The organism is Sporolactobacillus sp. Y61 (genome assembly GCF_040529185.1).
In the GTDB taxonomy this organism is placed as follows: Bacteria; Bacillota; Bacilli; order Bacillales; family Sporolactobacillaceae; genus Sporolactobacillus.
In genome coordinates this window covers 2,168,152-2,189,525 of sequence record NZ_CP159510.1, presented here as the reverse complement: position 1 = coordinate 2,189,525, position 21,374 = coordinate 2,168,152, and the positions used below count along the sequence as shown (strand labels likewise).

Below are 21,374 nucleotides of genomic sequence, written 5' to 3'. Positions count from 1 at the left end.
CGCACAATCTTCCATTCTTTAATCTTATTATCATTCAGGAGGTTGCGAAGTGCAACCGGAAAGAATTACTTTGACCGAAGAATCACATCCCGGTTTTTATAAAAATAATCAGCTCCCGACACAATGGTAAGGATAACCGCAATCCAGAGAATGATCTGATCAAGAGGAAAGCCATCGATACCGAATGGAATATTGTTGAACAGGAACAAAATAATAGCAACCATCTGGAACAATGTTTTCCATTTTCCCATTTTTCCTGCCGCAATAACATCCCCCTCTCCTGCTGCAACAAGACGTAATCCGGTTACCGCAAATTCCCGGGCGAGAATCACGATAATCATCCAGGAAGCCATCCTGCCCATTCCGACAAAAGAAACAAACGCGCTCATGACAAGCAGTTTGTCGGCAAGCGGATCGGAGAACTTGCCGAAATTGGTCACAAGATGCCTTCTCCGGGCAATTTGTCCATCAAGCCAGTCGGTGAAAGAAGCGAGCATAAAAATAAATCCGGCGATCATCTGAGATACGGGAAGAGTAAAATCACCTGAGCCAATTGTACCCAGTTGAAGAGGGGCCAGAAGAAAGATCAAAAAAATGGGGATCATAACCATACGGGACACAGTTAACTTATTGGCTATATTCACATCAAATTCCTCCTTATACGTGCAAAAATTATTGTCAAAAAGATCATCTGACACATTTCTATCATATTTTTCAAAATATCACCATTGAAAAAAGGGCTGTCGTAATCAGGCAAGCCCCGTTCTCAGGCTGGTTATTTGTTGAATTTAATGATAATCGTCTGGATTATATTTTTGTTTGGAAAATGGAACGCTTGACCGTTAACCCTAAACTCAGTGTTGGGCACGCTGCCGAACTTGATAGAAAGTGATTTCACTTTCCCTGCATCAAAGCTGTACGATTTTTTACCTGCATCCGACGCGGTTCCTTCAAGAAGTATTTTACCCGTTTCGTCCTTAGCGCGGAACCAGGCCGGGTTACCGTTTTTCGTTGCGATATTCACTTTGAATTCCGTTGTTCCTGTAAGTGTATAGGTGCTCTTATTTTCCTGCGTCTGTTCCGGCTTCAAACTCTGCTTCTGCGATGTCGATGGGGAGGATCCGGACTGGCTGTTCCCTGAATCGGCTATGGAACTGCCTGAATCCGATTGAGTGGTCCCACTGAAAGAAATGGAGGAGCCCGTTCCCTGATTCGTATCCGGAGCCTTTTCTGCACGACTTCCTGCAAAATTGGAAATCAGAATATACACGATCATGAGTACGATGAGACAGATGACGATAATGATCGCTTTGTTGATCACAGACGACCAGTTCCCAGGCTTTTTTCTGCCCGGACGGGAAGCTCTTGAAGGCAGGTCATCCGTCCCATCAGGAGGAAGTGTACGAATTTCTGAAGACTCATGATGAACCTTCGGCATTTCTGATGCGTATTTTTCTGTCAACTCTGCGAAATCGAGGCCGACGGTTTCGGCATAACTCTTAATAAAGGCCCGAGTATAAAATGCACCGGGTAAACGTTCAAAATGACCCTCCTCGATTGCCTGGAGATAACGTTTCTGAATTTTTGTCTGTTCCTGAAGTGCATCCAGAGTCAGTCCCTTATTTTCTCTGGCGTCCTTCAATGCCTGACCAAGTTCACTCATGAAAAACACCTACCAATACTTATTAAAATCAATTTCAGAAAAGATTAAGTTCATTCATATAAGAATCGTAATCAATGGTTTCGTTCTGATGATTACGGAGCTCGAGCATATAATCAAAGTCGTCCATTGTGTACTCCGTATGACGGACAAAAACATCCGGATGTTCCACAACTTTGGTAACCGGCCGGCGCATGATCTGGTGAATCAGCCTCCAGTGAGATTCCGTACCCTGTTTCATTGAGACCAGTCCGTCAATGACAAAAATATGATCGTTTAACCGTTCGTCTTCGGACAGATGAGTGCGGATGGTCTGCCTGAGCAGAGTCGAAGAGACAAATATCCAGCGTTTGTTTGCGGATACGCTTGCCGCGATAATGGATTCGGATTTTCCCACACGCGGAATTCCGCGTATACCGATCAGGAGATGACCTGGCTTTTTAAACAATTCGGCCATAAAATCAACAAGAAGTCCGATTTCATCCCGGGTGAAACGAAAGGTTTTCCGGTCATCTGTATCCCTCTCGACATATCTTCCGTGGCGTACGGCCAGCCTGTCCATTAAAGTCGTTCGACGTACCTTCGTCAAATGTATCCTCTTCATGGTTCCAACAATTTCAAGAAAACGATAAATCTGTTGATCTTTATCCGTACAAACGAGGAGTCCGCGCCGTTTATGATCAATACCGTTTATCGTAAGAATATTGATTTCCAGCTTACCAAGGAGCGATGCGACATCTCCAAGAAGCCCCGGCTCATTTCTATGTATTTCATATTCCAGATACCATTCATTGCCGTCGCTCATGGATGCTTGCCCTCTCCGTAAAAACAGACTTTCGTATAAAGATGCCCGAAAAATGAAAGAAGGTCCACATCCTTATATCAGCACATGTCCTTCTTTACACCCTTAGTTAATATTATCATAAACCTTACATTTTAACGACAGGGTACAAGAAAAAAGAGACGCCATCGGGCCTCTCTTTTTTCTTTATTCAGGTTCAACTCTGTCGCTGCATCCGGTGTGCATCCTGATCAACAAGCTTAAGCATTAAGTGAGCCAGCATTTCCCGCTCATGATCCTCTGCGACATGCCACAAATCGGAAAGCACACGTTCCTGATCTGTTTTCGGGTCCACATTCTGGCTAAGATAATCACCAATTTTTTTTGCAAAACCTGTCAGCGTTTCTTCATCTACACCCATTTTTTGCGCCTGATCTGCTTTTTCCCCAAGAAATGTTTTCCATTTATCCCAGTTTTCCAATACAGACATGAGACAACCTCCCTGCTATATTTTGTGCATGTTTAGGTTGTCTCGATTCTGCTCTTTTATTACGGAAATTCCAGTCAGCAGTACCATGCCCCATTGATCGAAATAACCTGTCCGCTGATATAGCTGGATTCAGGGCGCATAAGAAAGGCAACGAGTGAAGCGACTTCTTCAGGTTCAGCCAGTCTGTCCATGGGAATATCTTCTTTAACGAGCGCGATATCCTGTTTGCTGAACTCGTCCATCATGGGGGTATCAACAGCTCCCGGCGCAACGGCATTGACGGAAATACCACTGGGCGCGACTTCTTTTGCCAGCGCCTTAACGAACGTGTTTTGTCCGCCTTTGACCATGGAATACAGAACTTCGGTAGAAGCACCAGTCAGTCCCCAGATGGAAGAAACAATCACAATTTTTCCCTGCTTTTCCCTGATCATCGGTTGAATCAGGCTCTGAATGATACGGAACGGACTGATCAGCTGGAGCTGGATCTGCTGTTGCACTGATTTTAAAGGGACATCCTGGAAAAGTCCGACCTGACTTTGCCCGCTTGTATAAATAACGCCGTCAACCTGCTGATCCAGCTGATGAAGCAGTTTATCCGGCCCGTTTTCATCTGCAAGATCTGCCTGAACACATGTAAAAAACTGTTCAGGAAATTTATTTCTGAGTTTGCCGGAAAGTTTCTGAATCCGATCAACACCTGTGCAGTAATGAAGATACAGAGACGCACCGGACATTGCGATTCTCCCGGCTACTGCCTGACCAATTGAACCACTTGCACCTGTGATCAGTATATTTCTCATGACTCTTCGTCCACCTTACCTCTGTCGCTCAATTATGACTGGATGCCTCATCATCCTGTTTCGGAACAAGAACTGCGCGCGGCTTGCTGCCCTCATAAGGGCCGACGATGTGCCTGTCTTCCATGGCGTCAATCAATCGTGCTGCCCGTGTATAACCGATCCGGAACCTGCGCTGCAGCATGGATACACTTGCTGTCTGCATATTGACGACCAGCTGAACAGCGTCATCAAATAAATCGTCGTCAACTTTCTCCCTGTTCTGCTCAGGATGATCCTGAGGAATTAAGTCTTTGCGATAATTTGCTTTCTGCTGACTGATGACATACTGAACAACATGCTCCACTTCTTCATCGGACAAAAAGGCACCCTGGATACGAATCGGTTTGGATGCACCTATAGGGAGAAACAGCATATCTCCCTTCCCGAGCAGTTTTTCAGCACCTCCGGAATCAAGAATGGTACGTGAATCCATCATTGATGAGACGCTGAAAGCAATACGTGACGGAATATTTGCTTTGATCACGCCGGTGATAATATCTACTGAAGGCCGCTGCGTTGCAATGATCAGATGAATACCTGCAGCCCGTGCCATCTGCGCAAGCCGGGTCACTGTCTCTTCCACATCTTTTGATGCGACCATCATCAGATCGGCCAGCTCATCAATAATCACAACGATATAAGGCATCAGGGGCTGCTTGTCTTCATGTTCCGAATTATATTTTGCAACATGCTCGTTATACCCTTCCAGATTACGCGTACCGCTTTCTGAGAACAGTTCATAGCGTCGATCCATTTCACCGACAACATTTTTCAACCCCTGCGCTGCCTTGGCCGGATCCGTAACCACCGGTGTCAGTAAATGAGGAATGCCGTTATAAACGTTCAGTTCCACCATTTTTGGATCAATCATAAAAAGTTTCACTTCACTTGGTTTCGTTCTCATAAGAAGTGTCACAATGATACTGTTAATACAAACACTTTTCCCGCTTCCGGTAGCCCCGGCAACAAGAAGATGCGGCATCTTATTCAGATCGGACAGAATGGGTTCACCCGAGATATCTCTCCCAAGGCCAATGGTCAGTTTTGAACGTGCCTTTTTGGCATTGTTCGATTCGAGGACTTCACGCAGACCGACCATGGCAACTTCCTGGTTGGGCACTTCGATACCCACTGCTGATTTTCCGGGTATCGGCGCTTCAATACGAATATCCCTGGCTGCCAGTGCCAGTGCAAGGTCATCACTGAGCCCGAGAATTCTGCTTACTTTAACACCCGCCTCCGGATACACCTCGTACCGCGTTACTGCAGGACCAAGATGGACTTCACGGACCGATGCGCGTACCCCGAAACTCTCAAATGTCCGTTCCAGTGTCCGAACATTTTCGGAAATGTGTTTCCGCTCATTATTCTGTGCATTCTTTCTGGGATGATTAAGCAGATCTATCGGCGGTAGCTGATAATCTTCATTTTCGACGTGTTCCTGCATAAAGTCAGGTACCTGATCTTCAGGTTTGGCTTCATTCGCTGTTGTTCCGGCGTGCTCCTGCGGTGTGGTTTCCGTTTCAGGAAAAAGAGTCTGTTGTTCATTAAAGTCATGTATTTCCGGTTCATATTCTGATCGAACAACAGGATCTGGTTCGTTTCTTTCCTGAGGATGATGCACGTCTGATCCGGCTACCTGTTTCTTTTTTTTCTTTCCGGAAAAATACCCGTGCAGCGCTTCGATCCCTTTTTTACCGCTGCTTCTCAGTCCTTTAAACATACCTCCGAACAGTTTTTTCCCTGTATCTCTGAGAGATCTCCCGGTAATCAGAATGGAGGCGACCAGGACCAGAAAAGCGGCCATGAACAGCGTGCCGGTTGTTGAAAACAGATAATGGAAAAATGCAAAACTGATCGCACCAATCATTCCACCGCCAAGTCCGTAAACCGGCAGCGTCCCATTCAGTTCACCACGAAAAAGAACAAATGTATTGTAAATAACGGAACGGTTCTGCCATTGGTTTACTGATGAAAGGGTCTCAAATAATTTCACGTGACTGATCAGCAGAATAGCCAGCGACAACAGGTAAGCACCAGTCAGTTTCCGAGTGAAAAACGCCGGCTGTCTGCGGTAAAGGATATAATAGACGGACAGTGCCAGGACGGCGAGCATCGGGATAATCCACCAGTCACCGGTCAGAAACCGGCCCATTTCCTTCAGCACCTCTCCTGCTGCTCCGAGACCGCTGATCCCGATACAGGTCAGGGAGAACATACAAAGTCCGCCTACCTCATAAATCAGCGTCTCCTTCCATCCTTTTTTTGACTTGCCTGCTCTTTTCTTTCTCTTGCCTGCCATGTATACACCTCTAAATTAATCCAATGACTTCTTCTGCTTCAGATAACTGCTATACAAATAGCGACGGAAGACTGCTCCCGCCCTTTCTAATTTACTCTACTGCCCTGATTTTCGCAAAGGTTGTCTGATGTGAAAAAAGATCAGACCTGTCCGGGCCTGACCTTTTTAGAATTCCATGATAATTGGCAATATCATTGGACGGCGTTTGGTTTTATCAAAAAAGTAACGACTCAATGCATCTCGAATTCCGCTTTTAAGCGATGACCACTCAGAAACATGCTGTGTCAGTGCTTTTGAAAGCACTTCATCAACAATTTGATTAGCCTGATCCAGCAAATCTTCTGATTCTCTGACATATACAAATCCGCGGGTAATGATTTCCGGTCCTGCAAGAATCTTTTTCGTCTTGCGTCCGAGTGTAACGACAATGACTACCGTACCATCCTGTGACAGCAAGCGCCGGTCGCGCAGAACGATATTCCCTACATCGCCAACACCGAGACCGTCGACAAGAAGCTGGCCGGCTGGAACGGATTCCGTCTGCTTCGCTTCCCCACCGATGAACTCCAGCACATCCCCTTTATCCAGTAAATAGATGTTCTTTGAAGGCATACCCATTGACTCGGCAATTTTCTGGTGAGTTGTCATCATTTTAAACTCTCCATCAACCGGAACCAGATATTTTGGATGTGTCAGCTGAAGCATAAGCTTAATGTCTTCCTGTGACCCATGTCCGGAAACATGAACGCTGCTGCCGAAGATCACCTGTGCGCCTTCACTCATCAGTCGATCGATCGCATTGGTTACAGCCTTTTCATTACTTGGGGTTTGTGAGGCAGAATAAATAATCAGATCGTCTTTTTCAAGCTTTAATTTTTTATGCATATGATTAGCCATGCTGGTTAATGATGTCAGTGGATCTCCATCAGCCCCGCTGGTCAGGATCGCAAGTTTATTGTTCGGGTATTTCATTGCTTTATCCCAGGACAAAATAATATGATGCGGGATCTTAAGATAGCCCTTTCTTACAGCTATCGAAATGATTCTGTTCAAATATTCTCCATCAATGGCTATTTTCTTTCCATGCATGACACACACATCTATAAATTGCTGAATGCGATGTAAATTTGTCGCATGAATGGCCACGATGACCCGGCCTTCCAATGAATAAAAAATATGGCTGAACTGATCTCCGATAACGGAATCAGAAGGTGCCGTGCCTGGTATTTCCGCATGCTTGCTGTCGGAAAGCAGGCACAGGACACCCTCCTCACCAAAATCTGAAAGTTTACTGACATCAGTCCGTATACGACCGACAGGTGTAAAGTCGAATTTATAATCACCCGTATGAAGTATAATGCCCTGAGCAGTATGCACCGCAATACCAATCGAATCCGGAACACTGTGGTACGTTCGAAAGAAAGAGAAACGTGTATGACCAATTTTCAGATCCTTATCAGGATCAATGGTGACAAACTGGTCTTTACGATATTTTTCTCCAGCATCTCTCATCGTCTCTCTCACTAAGGCGAGAGTCAGTTCTGTTCCGTAAACCGGTGCATGAATATCGTTCAGAAGATAAGGAAGGCCACCGATGTTGGCCTGATGGCCATGTGTCAGAAGAACTGCACGGATAAGATCACGTTTCGTATCCAGATAAGATATATCCGGAATCACCGTATCCACACCAAGCATATCTTCGTGCGGATGCATCAGACCTGCATCAATAATAAATAAATCATGATTCACTTCAATGACTGTCATATTACTTCCCAGTTCACCAACGCCGCCCATTGCGTAAATTCTCACACTGTCCTGCTTAGAATGTGACAATGGGCATTCCTCCTATTTAATTGAGCAGTCATCGCTTTTGATCCGAACTAATCATTAACCTCATTATAACCAAACGTGCACTAAAGTACAATTTTTTAACAAAGGGAAAAAAAGCGGCCAGTTCATAATCCTCCCGTTCGCACTTCACTCCCCGTTTGGTATCAGCACGTGCCACTTGCTGACGCAAGTGGCAGCCTGTCCTCATAAAAAGAAAGGGTGAACCGGATCTTTACCGTTCACCTTTATCGTGATCATTATTTGGAAACTTTATCCTGAACCTTTTGTTTGTTCTTTAAGGCCGTGTACGATTCAGTCAGTAACTGATGCTCCCTGCTATTGAGTGGTACCATCGGGAGACGTACAGGACCGACGGCAATGCCCAGATCATTCAACAGAGTTTTAACAGGAGCAGGACTCGGGGCAGCAAACAGTTCTCTCATAAACGGAAGCATCATCCGGTGAGCTTCGGCCGCCCGCTGATTGTTGCCTTCCTGATAATCTGTAATCATCGATTTCATTTCCGGACCAATAACGTGCGAAGCAACTGAAATCACGCCTTGCCCGCCGATGGAAAGAACAGGAAGCGTCAGGCCGTCATCCCCGCTGTACAGGTGAAAGTGTTCGTCAGTACCGCTGATGATGGCTGCCATTTGATCAAGATTTCCGCTCGCTTCTTTAACAGCTACAATATTATCGATTTTGGACAGGCGGATAATCGTATCGGCCGTAATATTCACTTTCGAGCGACTCGGTATGTTGTAAATCACTAACGGTAAATCCACACTCGAAGCAATGGCCTTATAGTGTGCGTATATGCCCTCCTGATTCGGTTTATTGTAAAAAGGAGCAACAGCCATGATGGCATCGACGCCAAGTTTTGCCGCTTCTTTTGAAAGCGCAACAGAAGTCCGGGTATTATTTCCCCCGTTCCGACGATGACTTTAGCGCGCCCGGCGACCGTTTTGACAACATGTTCAAATAAACGCAACTTTTCATCAGTTGTAAGCGTCGGTGACTCTCCGGTGGTTCCGGCTACAACTATGCCTTCTGATCCTGTTTTAAGTAAATGTTCCACAAGATTTGTCGTGCGTTCAAGACTTACATTTCCTTTTTCATCAAAAGGGGTGACCATTGCGGTCAGCAAACTTCCAAAATCCATTCTCCTCACTCCTGTTTCTGTTGCTCCATCTGAATTTGATCCTGAACTTTTTCTAAATGAAACGCATGGTGCAGAGCATTTACGGCCTGCTTCATTCTGGATTCATCAACCAGTACCCAGATTGTGTTGTGTGAATCCGCGGATTGTAAAATACGAATTCCCTTTTCTGTAAGGGCATTGACAATTCGTGAAGCGACTCCCGGCAGGCCGGCCATTCCTGCTCCTACGGCAGAAACCTTAGCACAGCCGGTCAGAACTTCCGGAGTATATCCCAGACTTTTCAATGTACTGACCGCCCGTTCACTGGCCTTTCCGTTTACCGTATAAACCACACCATTAGGACTTATATTAATCAGGTCGACACTGATCCCTTGCTCTGCCATGGCTTTAAACACTTTTGCCTGAAGATCATATTCATCCTTTCCTGCCCGTACTCGAATCTGAGTCACCCCTTTTACATAGGTGATGCCTGTTACCGGGCGTTCCCTGATATCCTGACCCCTTCCGGACTGAGTCATTGTCGTGACCAGCGTCCCGAGTTCGTCAGAAACAGTGGATCGGATATGGATCGGTATTTTCGCAGTCATCGCAATTTCAACTGCCCGGGGATGGATCACTTTAGCGCCCTGATAAGCCAGATTACATACTTCGTTGTATGTGAGTACGGAAAGTCGTCGCGCATTGCTTACGATTCTCGGATCGGCTGTCATCACGCCGTTCACATCAGTAAAAATGTCAATCCACTCGGCGCCGACTGCCGCTCCAAGAGCAGCAGCTGATGTATCACTTCCACCGCGTCCGAGCGTCGTGATTTCACCATCCTGAGTCTGTCCCTGGAAACCCGCAACGACGACCACATCCAGTTTTTCGAGTCTGCGGAGCAACGGCTTTACTTTCATTTCCACGATTTTTGCATCATTAAATGTCGCATTCGTGCGAAATCCGGCCTGAGCACCTGTTAACGCTTCAGAACGGACACCTGCTGCCTTAAGTAAACTGGAGAAGACCACCATGGATATGGTTTCTCCGCATGACATCAAAATATCCCTTTCACGGGCAGAACTGTTATGTTCCTTCACAAGACCCAGCAGTGTATCCGTTGCATAAGGATCGCCTGAGCGTCCCATGGCCGAAACGACGACAATCACTTTGTAACCCATGTTTACTGCCTGCACAACATGACGAACAGCGTGATTCCTCATTGCTGCAGTTTGAACGGATGTCCCGCCAAACTTTTGAACAATTATTTTCAAATTCGTTTACATCCCTTCATGTACATCCGAATCCCGGCCGGGTGATATCATGAGATCACTGGTTTTCTTCATCTCAACATACAGCCAATGTCCGGAAAAACAAAATTCAGATTGCAGCCAGTCACGATATTCTGAGCATCATTTTCTCAGACCACTACCGGTTAAAAAGCAAATGAACGTATCAGTCTGACAGCATACATCATGACAACCTTATTTTATCATAATCCTGTCAGAAGAAGAGATCAATCACCGGATTGACTACTTTTTTTCAAGCAGCAGGGGCTGGTGCTGTTTCCCGAGCAGAGCTGATTCAACCGTCTCAGGCATCAATCCCATATGTCCAACGAGGGAATTTGGCTTATTTATCGGATCATCCTGACCGAACGGAATAAAGTAAATGTTCTTCGTTACGATCAGTTTCGCAATGTTCTGCAGATTGAGTCCCAGTCCATCATTCGTTGAAATACCAAGGACAATTGGTCTGCCATTTCTGAGGGTTGCCTTTGCTGCCATGAGCACCGGAGAATCTGTCTGCGCATTGGCAAATTTACTCATTGAATTTCCCGTCAGAGGAGCAATAATCATACAATCAAGCGGTTTTTTCGGACCGTAGGGTTCAGCTTCAACAATCGAATCAATGACTTTATTGCCCGTGATTTCCTCTGCCTTACTGACCCAGTCTTTACCGCTTCCAAAACGGGTAACGGTATTTTTCACGGTATAGGTAACGAAAACCGTCACCTGACATCCCAGAGTGATCAGCTTTTTTATTTCCGGGATGACCTGACTGTACGTACAATGAGAACCAGTAATGCCAAAACCAATGTGTCTGCCCTTCAGGCTCATATCAGGTTTCCTCCTTTGTTAAATTTTTCAAGGAGTAATTCTGCCATGACATTTGCGATAATCCGTCCCGCCGTTTTAGGAGCGACCAGTCCTGGTAAACCGGGTGTGATCATGGCTTTGATTCCCTTTTTTTGGCATATCTGAAATCCGTTCCTCCGGGAAGTGAAGCGACATCAAGAATAAAACTTCCGGAAGGCATCCTGGAAAGAACTTTACTGGTGAGCACAAGTGCCGGTATCGTATTGATACAAATTTCATTATCCTGAACCTGATTTTCCAGATCAGTCAGATAAAACGTCTGAACCCCCATCTCCTGTGCCCTCGCCAAATGTTCCGGATGCCTGTCTCCGACTTTGACATGGGCACCCAAAGCGTGGAAAGCCCGCGTCAGGCTCATTCCTGTTCTGCCAAGGCCAAGAATCATCACCTGAGCATTATGGATGGTAATATCTGTATTTTGTATCACCATCATTAATGTTCCTTCAACAGTTGGAATTGAATTATAGATGGCCACATCATCCCGCTCAAATAATCTGACAACCGAACGGCCGGCCTCAACTGCCGCTTTATCCAGGTAATCTGTCGAAATACCTGAGTAAATTGTGCAGTGTTCCGGTGTTTTCTCCAGCCATTCGGCTGTTAATTGAACGTTTTCGTTTGAAAACGTTGTTTCGACAAAGCCTTTTTTATCTGTACCGCTTACTGGTAAAATCAGACTGTCAACCGCATCGGCCTGTACTTCATCCATATTCACTTTGATCGCGCCATTGAAATTTCTGTCCAGCTGATCAAAGCCGACGAGGGACAAACGGGCATCAAGTGCAACCAGTTTATTGATCACTTCAATCTGCCGGGCGTCGCCCCCCAGGATCACAATATGTCTGTCTGTCAGCACTGGCTTTCCCTCCGCTCAGCCATTTATATAGCCGGTTTTCATTTAACACTTTATGTTATGATAAAAACCCGGTATTGTGAAAAGCACGAGACGCAAAGAAAAACCTGCCGGCTGACGCGTTGCACGGCGTGAAGCTTCATTTTTTCCGAACCCTTTCATAGTGAAAATTCAGTATTTTTCAGAACGCAAAAAAGGAGCCCGACAAAAATTTACCGGACCCTTTTTCATGGGATGACAGGTTTTATTATATCGCTGCCGGCAGATCTCCTGTCGGGCTGACAACCGAACATGAGTAGGGTTTTTGAAATATTTTTTCAGCAATATCGTGTACATCATCCACGGTAACCGCATCAATTTCACTGATCATCTGATCTACCGGACGGTCATGTCCCAGAATAAGTTCATTTTTGGCATTTCTGCTCATCCGCCCGCTCGTACTCTCAAGCCCGAAAATAATATTCCCCTTAATTTGAGCCTTGCTGCTGTCAAGCTCATCTTTTGAAACCCCTTCGTGTATCATCCGCTGTATGCTGTTAAGCATATTTTCTCCGAGTTCACCGATTCTGTCCGCTGCGGTGCCACCGTAAACAGTCAGAAGGCCACTGTCTCTGAACGCCGTATGAAAGGAAAAAACAGAATAAGCGAGCCCTTTTTCCTCACGTATTTCCTGAAAAAGCCGGCTGCTCATTCCGCCTCCCAGAATATTATTCATCACAATAAGGGGAACCGATGCCTTGCTACTGCTTGAAACACCGGGAAAGCCAAAACATATATGTGCCTGTTCGGTTTCCTTTTTTCTCGCAATTTTTCCAGGATGAAATAAAGGAGCCGGCTGTGGCTCTTCCAGATCTGGTACCTGATAACCTGAAAATATGGCTTCAACTTCATTAATAAATGAATCACAGACATTCCCTGCAATGGATACCACAATATTATCCGGCCTGTAATGTTTATGCATATGTGTTTTCAATTCTTCCGGACCGAACTCTGCAAGTGTACGTTTTGTACCCAATATCGGATAACCAAGCGGATGATGAGCAAAGCTGGTTGCGCTCAGGAGATCATGTACGAGGTCATCCGGAGTATCTTCATACATCTTAATTTCCTCACCAATGACCTTTTTTTCCTTTTCCATGTCCTCCGGGTCAAAGCGGGAGTGAAAAAACATATCTGCCAGGACATTCATGGCGTACGATGCATCCCGATCCATCACCTTTGCGTAATAACACGTACATTCCTTAGATGTAAAAGCATTGACCTGTCCGCCAATCCGGTCAAACGCTTCAGCAATTTGACGTGCGCTTCGTGTAGCAGTCCCTTTAAACAGCATGTGTTCAATAAAATGGGAAATGCCGTTATTGTGTTTATTTTCATAACGTGATCCCGTACCGACCCAGATTCCTATACTGACCGAGCGAACGGAGGATATCTTTTCAAGCAGAATCCGCACCCCATTCGCTGCCGTATGTTTAATAATCACTCTATAATCCTCCTGTTACTTCTATATCTATCTGTTCTGGCTGAAAATCGCAAGTAATAAAGTAATAGACTGCCAGTCTGAATCAGTGTAACGTGAGTAAAGTCAGCTAAATTCATTACTTCCAAATTAATATATACTATAGCACGATGCAAAACAGCAAACAAATAGAATAAGAGTATCCCCCGACAGCAAAGTCCGGGAGAAACGATCATCTTCCTGATTTTATATCTATATGTCCGTCGAGATGTGAATAGTCTGTCCGTCCACAAAAAAAAACAGGCGGATAGCCCGCTCTGCCCGGTGAGACGTGTTGGATTTTGTATGGTTATATTATGAATGGCAGGATTCTCCGGGTACAGATGAAGAGGCTATCAGTGCCTTTCTCGATAGTTTTATTCTTCCATGCTGATCAATATCAAGTACCTTTACCCGTACCTCATCACCAACGTGAAGGACGTCCTCAACATTATTTACGTGTTTATCATCCAGCTCAGAAATATGAATCAGTCCGTCAGTATGCCCGAACAAATGGACGAATGCACCGAATTTTTCAATTCTCCGGACTTTCCCGGTAATAATTTCGCCTGCTTTCACCTCGCGGGTGATATCCTCAATCCATTGCCGCGCTTTTAATCCGTTACGTTCATTGAGATAGAAAATAGTGATCAATCCACTTTGCTCGATATCTATTTTCACACCCGTATCATCAATAATTTTATTAATCATTTTCCCATTAGATCCGATCACATCACGGATTTTGGCAGGATTAATGGACATTCTGATCACTTTTGGCGCGTACTTTGATAAGTGCTCACGCGGATGTGGCAGGGCACTTTGAAGGGTGTCCATAATTTTCATTCGGCCTCTTCTTGCCTGTTTCAGCGCCTTCGACAGAATTTCCCTGGTTACTCCGGATATTTTAATATCCATCTGCAGGGCTGTAATACCCTTTTCTGTGCCTGCACATTTAAAGTCCATATCTCCCAGTGAATCTTCCAGCCCCTGGATATCCGTCAATACCACCATCTTTTCACCATGTTTGACCAGTCCCATGGCGATGCCGGCAACCGGTGATTTAATCGGGACTCCGGCATCCATCAAAGCAAGCGTACTGCCGCATATGCTTGCCTGAGAAGAAGAACCGTTCGATTCCAGCACCTCTGACACGCAGCGAATAGCATAAGGAAATTTATCTTCTTCAGGGATGACGGGTGACAGCGCACGTTCGCCAAGTGCCCCGTGACCGATTTCACGCCTGCCGGGGGACCGTACCGGTTTCGCCTCTCCAGTGCTGAAGCCGGGAAAATTATAATGGTGGATGAAACGTTTGCTGTCCCCGGCACTGAAGTCATCCAGGGGCTGAACTTCACTCAGAGGGGCCAGCGTGCACACACTGAGTGCCTGCGTCTGCCCACGCGTAAAAAGTCCGGATCCATGTGCTCTTGGCAGCAGACCGACACGTGCAGCAAGCGGACGAATTTCATCAACGCCGCGTCCATCCGGACGAAGGTGCTCAACAACGATCATTTGCCGCACCTCTTCTTTCAGAATATTGTGCAGTGCTTTGTCCACCAGCCTGAGATTAACGATCACCTCTCCTGCCGCCTCATTTTCGCTGATAAACACATTTTTCACCGAATCATTAACTTCTCTGATCGCCCGGTCACGTTCCTGCTTATCTTTTACTCTCATCGCCTGATCAAGTCGCGCACCGGCAAGTTTTTGAACACGCTCTGTCAATTCCTGATCCGGTTTAAACAGGACGGGATCCATTTTTGTCCGGCCGATCTCAGCGGCGATGGTCTTCTCAAATGCGACGAGCTTCCTGATCTGCTCATGCGCAAAAAGGATCGCATCAAGAATCACTTCTTCGGGAACCTGATCTGCACCGGCTTCAACCATATTGATTGCCTTTTCCGTTCCGGCAACAGTCAGATGCAGGTCACTCTTCTCAGACTGAGCGACTGTCGGGTTGACGATAAATTCTCCATCGACCCGTCCGATGATCACACCGGCTACCGGACCATTAAACGGGACATCAGATACTGAAAGAGCAAGAGATGAACCCAGCAAAGCCGACATTTGGGCACTGCAGTCAAGATCGAGACTCATCACCATATTCACAATCTGGACTTCGTTACAGAATCCGTCGGGAAACAGCGGACGAATCGGGCGATCAATCATTCTGGCTGACAGTGTGGCTCTGTCTGTGGGTCTGCCTTCTCTTTTAATGTAACCTCCAGGCATTTTCCCGACTGCATAGGCTTTTTCTTCATAATTCACTGTAAGAGGGAAAAAGGATCCCTCTTTAGGTTCTTTCGATGCTGTGACAGTTGACAGGACAACGGTGTCCCCGTAATAGACAAGTACCGCACCGTTGGCCTGTTTCGCCACTTCGCCGATCTCAATACGAAGCGGGCGACCTGCCCACTCCATTTGATAAACATGCTTCCTGGTACCCACAGTCCAAAACACCTTCTCTCCGATAAAAATTTACAGACAGCAAAAAAGCGGGAATGCTCCCGCTTTTTTTAAACATCTTATCGACGCAAACCTAATTTGTTGATTAACTCGCGATATCTTTTAACATCTTTACCGCGGAGATAGGTAAGCAGATTCCGACGCTTGCCGACCATTTTTAAAAGCCCGCGGCGTGAATGATTATCCTTCTTATGAATCTTCAAGTGTTCATTCAAAGAATTGATCTGTTTAGTCAGAACAGCAACCTGAACTTCCGGTGATCCGGTATCGTTCTCATGTGTCTGGAATTCATGAATCAGCTGAGTTTTCTGCTCCTTTGTCAAAGCCATCAGCTCTCACCTCCCTGTATCAAATCCCCTTGAGCACAGCCGCCGCCGGTGGAACGAACAGCCGAGCCCAGGTTCCGTGTATTCAATTCGCAAATACACAAGTATATTGTACATGTTTTTTATATACAAATCAAGATTCTTTCATGGATTCCTCTTTACTTAAGCTTATTTTGCGTCGAAAAACAGCTTGGTAGTTGCTGCATCCCGGTTCATCTGATCAATGAGTTCATTGGCACTGGAAAACTTCTCCATCCCGCGCAGTCTTTTGTACCAGTCCACAGAGACATGCTTATCATATAGATTCCCTTTGAAGTTGAGAACATAGACTTCGACAACAGTTGCCGCATTTGCACTGTCATAAAAGGTGGGGCGATTTCCGATGCTGCATACACCAGCCATCCGCTTTCCATCTACAATCAACTGTACCGCATATACCCCGTCTGCCGGCATCAGGTAAGCTGCATCGGTCTCTATGTTGGCCGTAGGAAATCCCAGCTTTCTGCCTCTCTGATCACCATGTCTGACCACTCCGGACGTACGATATGGTCTGCCAAGAAGAGGTATGGCTTCTTCGACCTTTCCGGCCGTAATGAGTGACCTGATGTGTGTGGTACTCACCTTTTCCCCGAATTGCTCGACTTTTGGAATGACTGTGTAGCCGAACATACTCCGGGAGTATTGTTCAATATTCTCCATGTTCCCCGCAGCCATTCTCCCAAAGGTATAATCAAAGCCGGCAACGATGTGCTTGGCGTGCAGTTTAATGAGATATTCATCAACAAATGTCTGTGGTGACAATCTGCTGAGTTCCAGATCAAATCGAACACAGATTAGCAGGTCTGCCCCCAGCTTCTCAATAAGATCCGCCTTTTCTTCGGGGGAGTCAGACAGTCCTCTCGCTTCTGCGAAGGTTTCAGTACAACGGATGGATGCGGATAAAAAGTCATGACGGCCGATTTCATCCTTTTTCTCCGGGCAATTTCAACCGCCTTCTGAATCACATGCTGATGACCAATATGAACACCATCGAAATATCCCAGAGCAATTACTTTCTCTTCTCCGTCATCGTTTTCTAAAAATGGCTGTTTCTCCAAAAAGATCTTATCCAATGAAAGCACCTTCTACTCTAGTAAACTGATTGACTGCAGCACCATGCACGATGTTCTACCGGTTCGACAGCGCGAGAACTTTCTGAGGCTTGATGAAACCTGATTTTCCCGGATAAGACTGGTACACGGCCAGACATTTGCCATAATGGTTAAAAACGGCAATGGGTTTGTCCGACAACCCGGCGGGCGCCGGCAATACCGCGCCATGAATAACCTTATCCGCTGTCTGTTGATTAACTGTCCACCTGGTTAAATGACCGAGTCCCGATTCCAGAGGCTTCAGGGCTTCTGAGAATCGTCCTTCTTTGTTCAGAAGTTCAATTTCCTCGAAGGACAGACATTCATCTATACTGAATGGGCCGGCCTTGATTCGGGTCAGAGTTTTCAAATGAGCGGGGTACCCCAGTGCCCGGCCAATATCAACTGCCAGAGTCCGAATATAAGTGCCCTTGCTGCATGTAACCAGAAAAGGGATACTTTCCCTGTAAAATGCATTCTGGCTATCCAACTGAAGCTGATAAATGGAGACCTGCCGCATCGGACGGTCAACCGGAATACCGGATCGTGCGTATTCGTAAAGTTTTTTCCCGTGCACTTTAACGGCAGAATAGAGAGGGACCAGCTGTTTGATTTCTCCGGTAAACATCTTCATCACGCTGATCACCTGTTCCCTTGCAATGGGCTCGGATACCCGTTTTTCCTGAACGGTTTCTCCTGAGGCATCCTCCGTTACCGTTGACGTTCCAAGGGCAATTTCCCCCGGTACGTCTTTCCAAACTCCAGCAGATATTGAGCAATTTTTGTTGCTCTTCCAAGGCAGAGAATAAGCACCCCGTCTACATCTGGATCAAGTGTGCCGGTATGTCCGATTTTTTTATAATGGAGCATTTTTCTGATACGAAAGACACAATCGTGCGAGGTCATACCGCGGGGTTTATTCAGCGGCAGCAGTCCCTCATACTCCGGCATTTTCTATTCCCCTTTTTGGTGCAGTTCATTAATCAACCGGTCAATATGGCTGCCATAAGCCACGGACTGATCAATCTTAAACTGAATTTCCGGTGTTTTCCGTAAGCGAATTCTTTTTCCAATTTCGCTTCTGATAAAACCCCTGGCCTTCGTCAGACCTTCCATTGTGGAATCCTGTTTCTCGCGGTCTCCAAGGATACTGATATATACAGTTACTTCCTGAAGGTCACCTGTTACATCGACACCGGTCACTGTAACAAAGCCAACACGCGGATCCTTAATTCGATGTTCAAGAATGTCGCCCATTTCTTTTTTCATCTGTTCGGCAACACGATGCACCCTTAAACTGGTCATGGGGTCACCCTCCTTTTAAAACCATTCATACGTTGTATCCGTCCGTTCGATATCGGTGCGACTGTCAATCAGTCTGAGCGCACGGTTCAGCTCCTGTTCAACATGTACCTTCGAAGTACCAACCGAAACAAAGGCCAGCGCCGTCCTCTGCCAGACATTCTGATACCCTGTTTCGCTTGCGGCGATATTATGCCCATTTGTTGCTTTTCTTAATATACTTTGGATCACTGAACGTTTATCTTTCAGGGAGTGTGACTCCTGTATCAGACAGTCACACTGAACCAGACCGATTATCATTTAGGTTGAACTTCCTCCATGACATAGGACTCCATTGAGTCGCCCTCTTTAATGTCATTAAAGTTTTCCAGTGTCACACCACATTCAAGGCCGGCTTTAACCTCTTTTGCGTCATCTTTAAATCGTTTGAGTGTATCGACATGTCCTTCATAAATGACGATGCCATTTCTGACAAGCCGGATTCCGGAATCCCGTGTGATTAATCCATCAGTTACATAACAACCGGCGATCGTCCCGATCCGTGATACCTTAAATGTTGTACGAACATCCAGCTGACCGATCACTTTTTCTTTATATTCCGGATCGAGCATTCCCTTCATCGCTGCTTCCATCTCGTCAATGGCATCATAAATCACACGATACAGGCGAATGTCAACCTTCTCGGTTTCTGCAACCTTCTTTGCATGATTATCCGGGCGGACATTAAATCCGATAATGATGGCGTTGGATGCCGAGGCAAGAATAATATCCGACTCGCTGATTCCGCCGACACCTTCGTGAATAATATTAATCTTTACACCATCAACATCAAGCTTCTTTAAGGCTCCCGATAAGGCCTCAACGGATCCTTGAACATCTGCTTTAATCACCAGGTTGATCTCTTTTACTTCGCCTTCCTTGATCTTTTCAAACAGATCATCCAGGCTGACTTTGTTCGTGGTTTCTTTTCGTTCAGTAATCAGTGCACGTTCAGCGCGTGTTTCACCAATCTGTCTTGCTTTCTTTTCATCCTCGAAAACAGCAAAGTGATCCCCTGCCTGAGGAACACTGTTTAATCCGGTGATTTCAACAGGCATAGACGGACTTGCTTTTTTAACTTTTCTTCCCACGTCATTAACCATAGCACGAACACGGCCATACGCGTTTCCGACAACAATCGGATCACCGATTCGCAGGGTACCGTTCTGTACAAGAAGTGTTGCTACAGGACCTTTCCCTTTGTCGAGCTCTGCTTCAATAACGGCCCCGCGTGCTAATTTTTCAGGATTTGCTTTGAATTCATCTACTTCAGAAACCAGAAGAATCATCTCAAGAAGGTCATCTATTCCGGTACCTTTCTTGGCGGATATTTTTACAAAAATCGTATCCCCGCCCCAGTCTTCCGGAACCAGACCCTGTTCAGACAATTCCTGCATGACACGATCCGGATTGGCATTTGGTTTATCTATTTTATTCACGGCAACGATAATCGGCACATTGGCTGCCTTCGAGTGATGAATCGCTTCGATGGTCTGAGGCATGACACCATCATCCGCAGCAACAACCAGGACGGTAATATCAGTAATCTGTGCTCCCCGTGCACGCATGGTTGTAAATGCTGCATGGCCGGGTGTGTCCAGAAATGTGATCTTTTTACCACTATGAACAACCTGATAGGCACCAATATGCTGAGTAATCCCGCCGGCTTCTCCCGCCGTTACTTTCGTGTGTCTGATCGTATCAAGCAGCGTCGTCTTACCATGATCGACATGGCCCATGATGGTGACAACCGGCGGACGGATCACTGCAGTATCTTCATCAATACCCAATCCGTCTTTTTCAAAATTTGCTTCATCGACAACGACTTTTTCTTCTACTTTGACACCGTAATCTGACGCCAGCAATTCAATCGTATCTTTATCAAGATTCTGGTTCTTCGTCGCCATAACGCCCAGTGCCATCAATTTCTTTATGATGTCTGTTGACGGCCTGCCGAGTTTTTCAGCAAACTGGCCGACAGTTAACGAACCTGAAATAGTAATTTTTTCCGGGAGCTTGATTTCCATTTTTTTTCTGTTCGCGACTTTCATATTCCCCCGGCGTCGTCTGTTACGGTTGCCTCTTCTGTGCCTGTTTTGATTGTTTTCACCAAATTTACGATGGTTATTTCCAGAGGACTGGCGGCTTTTATCTGAGTGACCGTGGTTGTTATTTCCCGACCGGCCGCTTGTTCCCTGGCCTCCCTGTCGTGTGAACGAATGACGTTCCGAATCTTTTGTACTGCCTCTTCTGTTCGATATATTCGTGTGCTGTTCCTTATTTTCAGTTGACGTATGACGTGTCTGCTTTTCTCTGGTTTTTGTTTTGATATGATTCACTGGACCCTCTGTGTGTGTTTTTTTAGGCTTTGCAGCAATATTTTCTGCATTCCCCTGTTTTTTTAATAACTTTCTGTTCAGCTGACTGATGGCATTATCCTCAATGACAGACATATGGCTTTTCACTGAAAAACCCAGTTCCACCAGCTTTGCTATGACCTGCTTACTCGTCACATGGTTTGTTCTGGCGTATTCATATACACGCATCTTACTCAT

At 45.9% G+C, this 21,374-nt stretch carries 15 protein-coding genes and 4 pseudogenes; all 19 read right to left on the bottom strand.

Annotation, left to right across the window (positions count from 1 at the left end; translation table 11 throughout):
• Window positions 1-65: 65 nt before the first annotated feature.
• The 19 genes and pseudogenes from pgsA to infB all read right to left on the bottom strand — a co-directional run bounded on the left by pgsA (window position 66) and on the right by infB (window position 21,374).
• Complete coding sequence (gene pgsA / locus ABNN70_RS10360; RefSeq protein ID WP_129929607.1) at window positions 66-644, bottom strand: CDP-diacylglycerol--glycerol-3-phosphate 3-phosphatidyltransferase; 579 nt, start codon at window positions 642-644, stop codon at window positions 66-68.
• A gap of 131 nt (window positions 645-775) precedes the next feature.
• Window positions 776-1,663, bottom strand: a complete 888-nt coding sequence (locus tag ABNN70_RS10355; protein ID WP_353947734.1) for a helix-turn-helix domain-containing protein — start codon at window positions 1,661-1,663, stop codon at window positions 776-778.
• Between the two features lie 34 nt (window positions 1,664-1,697).
• Window positions 1,698-2,465: a DUF3388 domain-containing protein gene (locus ABNN70_RS10350; RefSeq protein ID WP_353947733.1), complete on the bottom strand. Its 768-nt coding sequence runs from the start codon at window positions 2,463-2,465 to the stop codon at window positions 1,698-1,700.
• Between the two features lie 193 nt (window positions 2,466-2,658).
• The gene (locus ABNN70_RS10345) at window positions 2,659-2,931 is read right to left on the bottom strand and encodes a DUF3243 domain-containing protein (RefSeq protein WP_353947732.1); all 273 of its coding nucleotides are present in this window, start codon (window positions 2,929-2,931) and stop codon (window positions 2,659-2,661) included.
• Between the two features lie 74 nt (window positions 2,932-3,005).
• Window positions 3,006-3,734 carry an SDR family oxidoreductase gene (locus ABNN70_RS10340; protein WP_129929611.1) on the bottom strand — a complete coding sequence of 243 codons (729 nt, stop codon included), beginning with the start codon at window positions 3,732-3,734 and terminating at the stop codon, window positions 3,006-3,008.
• Between the two features lie 28 nt (window positions 3,735-3,762).
• Complete coding sequence (locus tag ABNN70_RS10335) at window positions 3,763-6,075, bottom strand: DNA translocase FtsK (RefSeq protein WP_353947731.1); 2,313 nt, start codon at window positions 6,073-6,075, stop codon at window positions 3,763-3,765.
• A 165-nt stretch (window positions 6,076-6,240) separates the two neighbouring features.
• Window positions 6,241-7,908 (bottom strand): ribonuclease J, encoded by a 1,668-nt coding sequence (locus tag ABNN70_RS10330; protein ID WP_353947730.1) that lies wholly within the window; start codon window positions 7,906-7,908, stop codon window positions 6,241-6,243.
• 254 nt (window positions 7,909-8,162) lie between these two features.
• Window positions 8,163-9,067, bottom strand: a pseudogene (gene dapA / locus ABNN70_RS10325) (4-hydroxy-tetrahydrodipicolinate synthase).
• Window positions 9,068-9,072: 5 nt separating this feature from the next.
• Entirely contained in the window at window positions 9,073-10,320 is a 1,248-nt protein-coding gene (gene dapG, locus ABNN70_RS10320; RefSeq protein WP_353947729.1) for an aspartate kinase, read from the bottom strand.
• A gap of 258 nt (window positions 10,321-10,578) precedes the next feature.
• Entirely contained in the window at window positions 10,579-11,166 is a 588-nt protein-coding gene (locus ABNN70_RS10315) for a dipicolinate synthase subunit B (protein ID WP_353947728.1), read from the bottom strand.
• Window positions 11,163-12,061: pseudogene (gene dpaA, locus ABNN70_RS10310) on the bottom strand (dipicolinic acid synthetase subunit A). The gene ABNN70_RS10315 and the pseudogene dpaA overlap by 4 nt, the downstream one beginning before the upstream one ends.
• 244 nt (window positions 12,062-12,305) lie before the next feature.
• The gene (locus ABNN70_RS10305) at window positions 12,306-13,541 is read right to left on the bottom strand and encodes a pitrilysin family protein (protein ID WP_353947727.1); all 1,236 of its coding nucleotides are present in this window, start codon (window positions 13,539-13,541) and stop codon (window positions 12,306-12,308) included.
• 330 nt (window positions 13,542-13,871) lie between these two features.
• The gene (gene pnp, locus ABNN70_RS10300; protein WP_353947726.1) at window positions 13,872-16,004 is read right to left on the bottom strand and encodes a polyribonucleotide nucleotidyltransferase; all 2,133 of its coding nucleotides are present in this window, start codon (window positions 16,002-16,004) and stop codon (window positions 13,872-13,874) included.
• Between the two features lie 77 nt (window positions 16,005-16,081).
• Window positions 16,082-16,351, bottom strand: coding sequence for a 30S ribosomal protein S15 (rpsO, locus tag ABNN70_RS10295; protein WP_129929273.1), 270 nt, complete (start codon window positions 16,349-16,351; stop codon window positions 16,082-16,084).
• Between the two features lie 165 nt (window positions 16,352-16,516).
• Window positions 16,517-17,469, bottom strand: a pseudogene (locus ABNN70_RS10290) (bifunctional riboflavin kinase/FAD synthetase).
• Window positions 17,470-17,515: 46 nt separating this feature from the next.
• A pseudogene (gene truB, locus ABNN70_RS10285) lies at window positions 17,516-18,429 on the bottom strand (tRNA pseudouridine(55) synthase TruB).
• A 3-nt stretch (window positions 18,430-18,432) separates the two neighbouring features.
• On the bottom strand, window positions 18,433-18,783 hold the full coding sequence (gene rbfA, locus ABNN70_RS10280) for a 30S ribosome-binding factor RbfA (protein ID WP_129929270.1): 351 nt from the start codon (window positions 18,781-18,783) through the stop codon (window positions 18,433-18,435).
• Between the two features lie 15 nt (window positions 18,784-18,798).
• Window positions 18,799-19,080, bottom strand: a complete 282-nt coding sequence (locus tag ABNN70_RS10275) for a DUF503 domain-containing protein (RefSeq protein ID WP_129929269.1) — start codon at window positions 19,078-19,080, stop codon at window positions 18,799-18,801.
• Entirely contained in the window at window positions 19,077-21,374 is a 2,298-nt protein-coding gene (infB, locus tag ABNN70_RS10270) for a translation initiation factor IF-2 (RefSeq protein WP_129929268.1), read from the bottom strand. Before infB ends, ABNN70_RS10275 begins: the two co-directional genes overlap by 4 nt.

Excerpts from the sequence above, each read along its gene's own strand:
- ABNN70_RS10355 (WP_353947734.1), bottom strand. The coding sequence starts at position 1,663 with ATGAGTGAACTTGGTCAGGCATTGAAGGACGCCAGAGAAAATAAGGGA.
- ABNN70_RS10350 (WP_353947733.1), bottom strand. The coding sequence starts at position 2,465 with ATGAGCGACGGCAATGAATGGTATCTGGAATATGAAATACATAGAAAT.
- ABNN70_RS10345 (WP_353947732.1), bottom strand. The coding sequence starts at position 2,931 with ATGTCTGTATTGGAAAACTGGGATAAATGGAAAACATTTCTTGGGGAA.
- ABNN70_RS10340 (WP_129929611.1), bottom strand. The coding sequence starts at position 3,734 with ATGAGAAATATACTGATCACAGGTGCAAGTGGTTCAATTGGTCAGGCA.
- ABNN70_RS10335 (WP_353947731.1), bottom strand. The coding sequence starts at position 6,075 with ATGGCAGGCAAGAGAAAGAAAAGAGCAGGCAAGTCAAAAAAAGGATGG.
- ABNN70_RS10315 (WP_353947728.1), bottom strand. The coding sequence starts at position 11,166 with ATGAGCCTGAAGGGCAGACACATTGGTTTTGGCATTACTGGTTCTCAT.
- rpsO (WP_129929273.1), bottom strand. The coding sequence starts at position 16,351 with ATGGCTTTGACAAAGGAGCAGAAAACTCAGCTGATTCATGAATTCCAG.
- rbfA (WP_129929270.1), bottom strand. The coding sequence starts at position 18,783 with ATGACCAGTTTAAGGGTGCATCGTGTTGCCGAACAGATGAAAAAAGAA.
- ABNN70_RS10275 (WP_129929269.1), bottom strand. The coding sequence starts at position 19,080 with ATGATAATCGGTCTGGTTCAGTGTGACTGTCTGATACAGGAGTCACAC.
- infB (WP_129929268.1), bottom strand. The coding sequence starts at position 21,374 with ATGAGTAAGATGCGTGTATATGAATACGCCAGAACAAACCATGTGACG.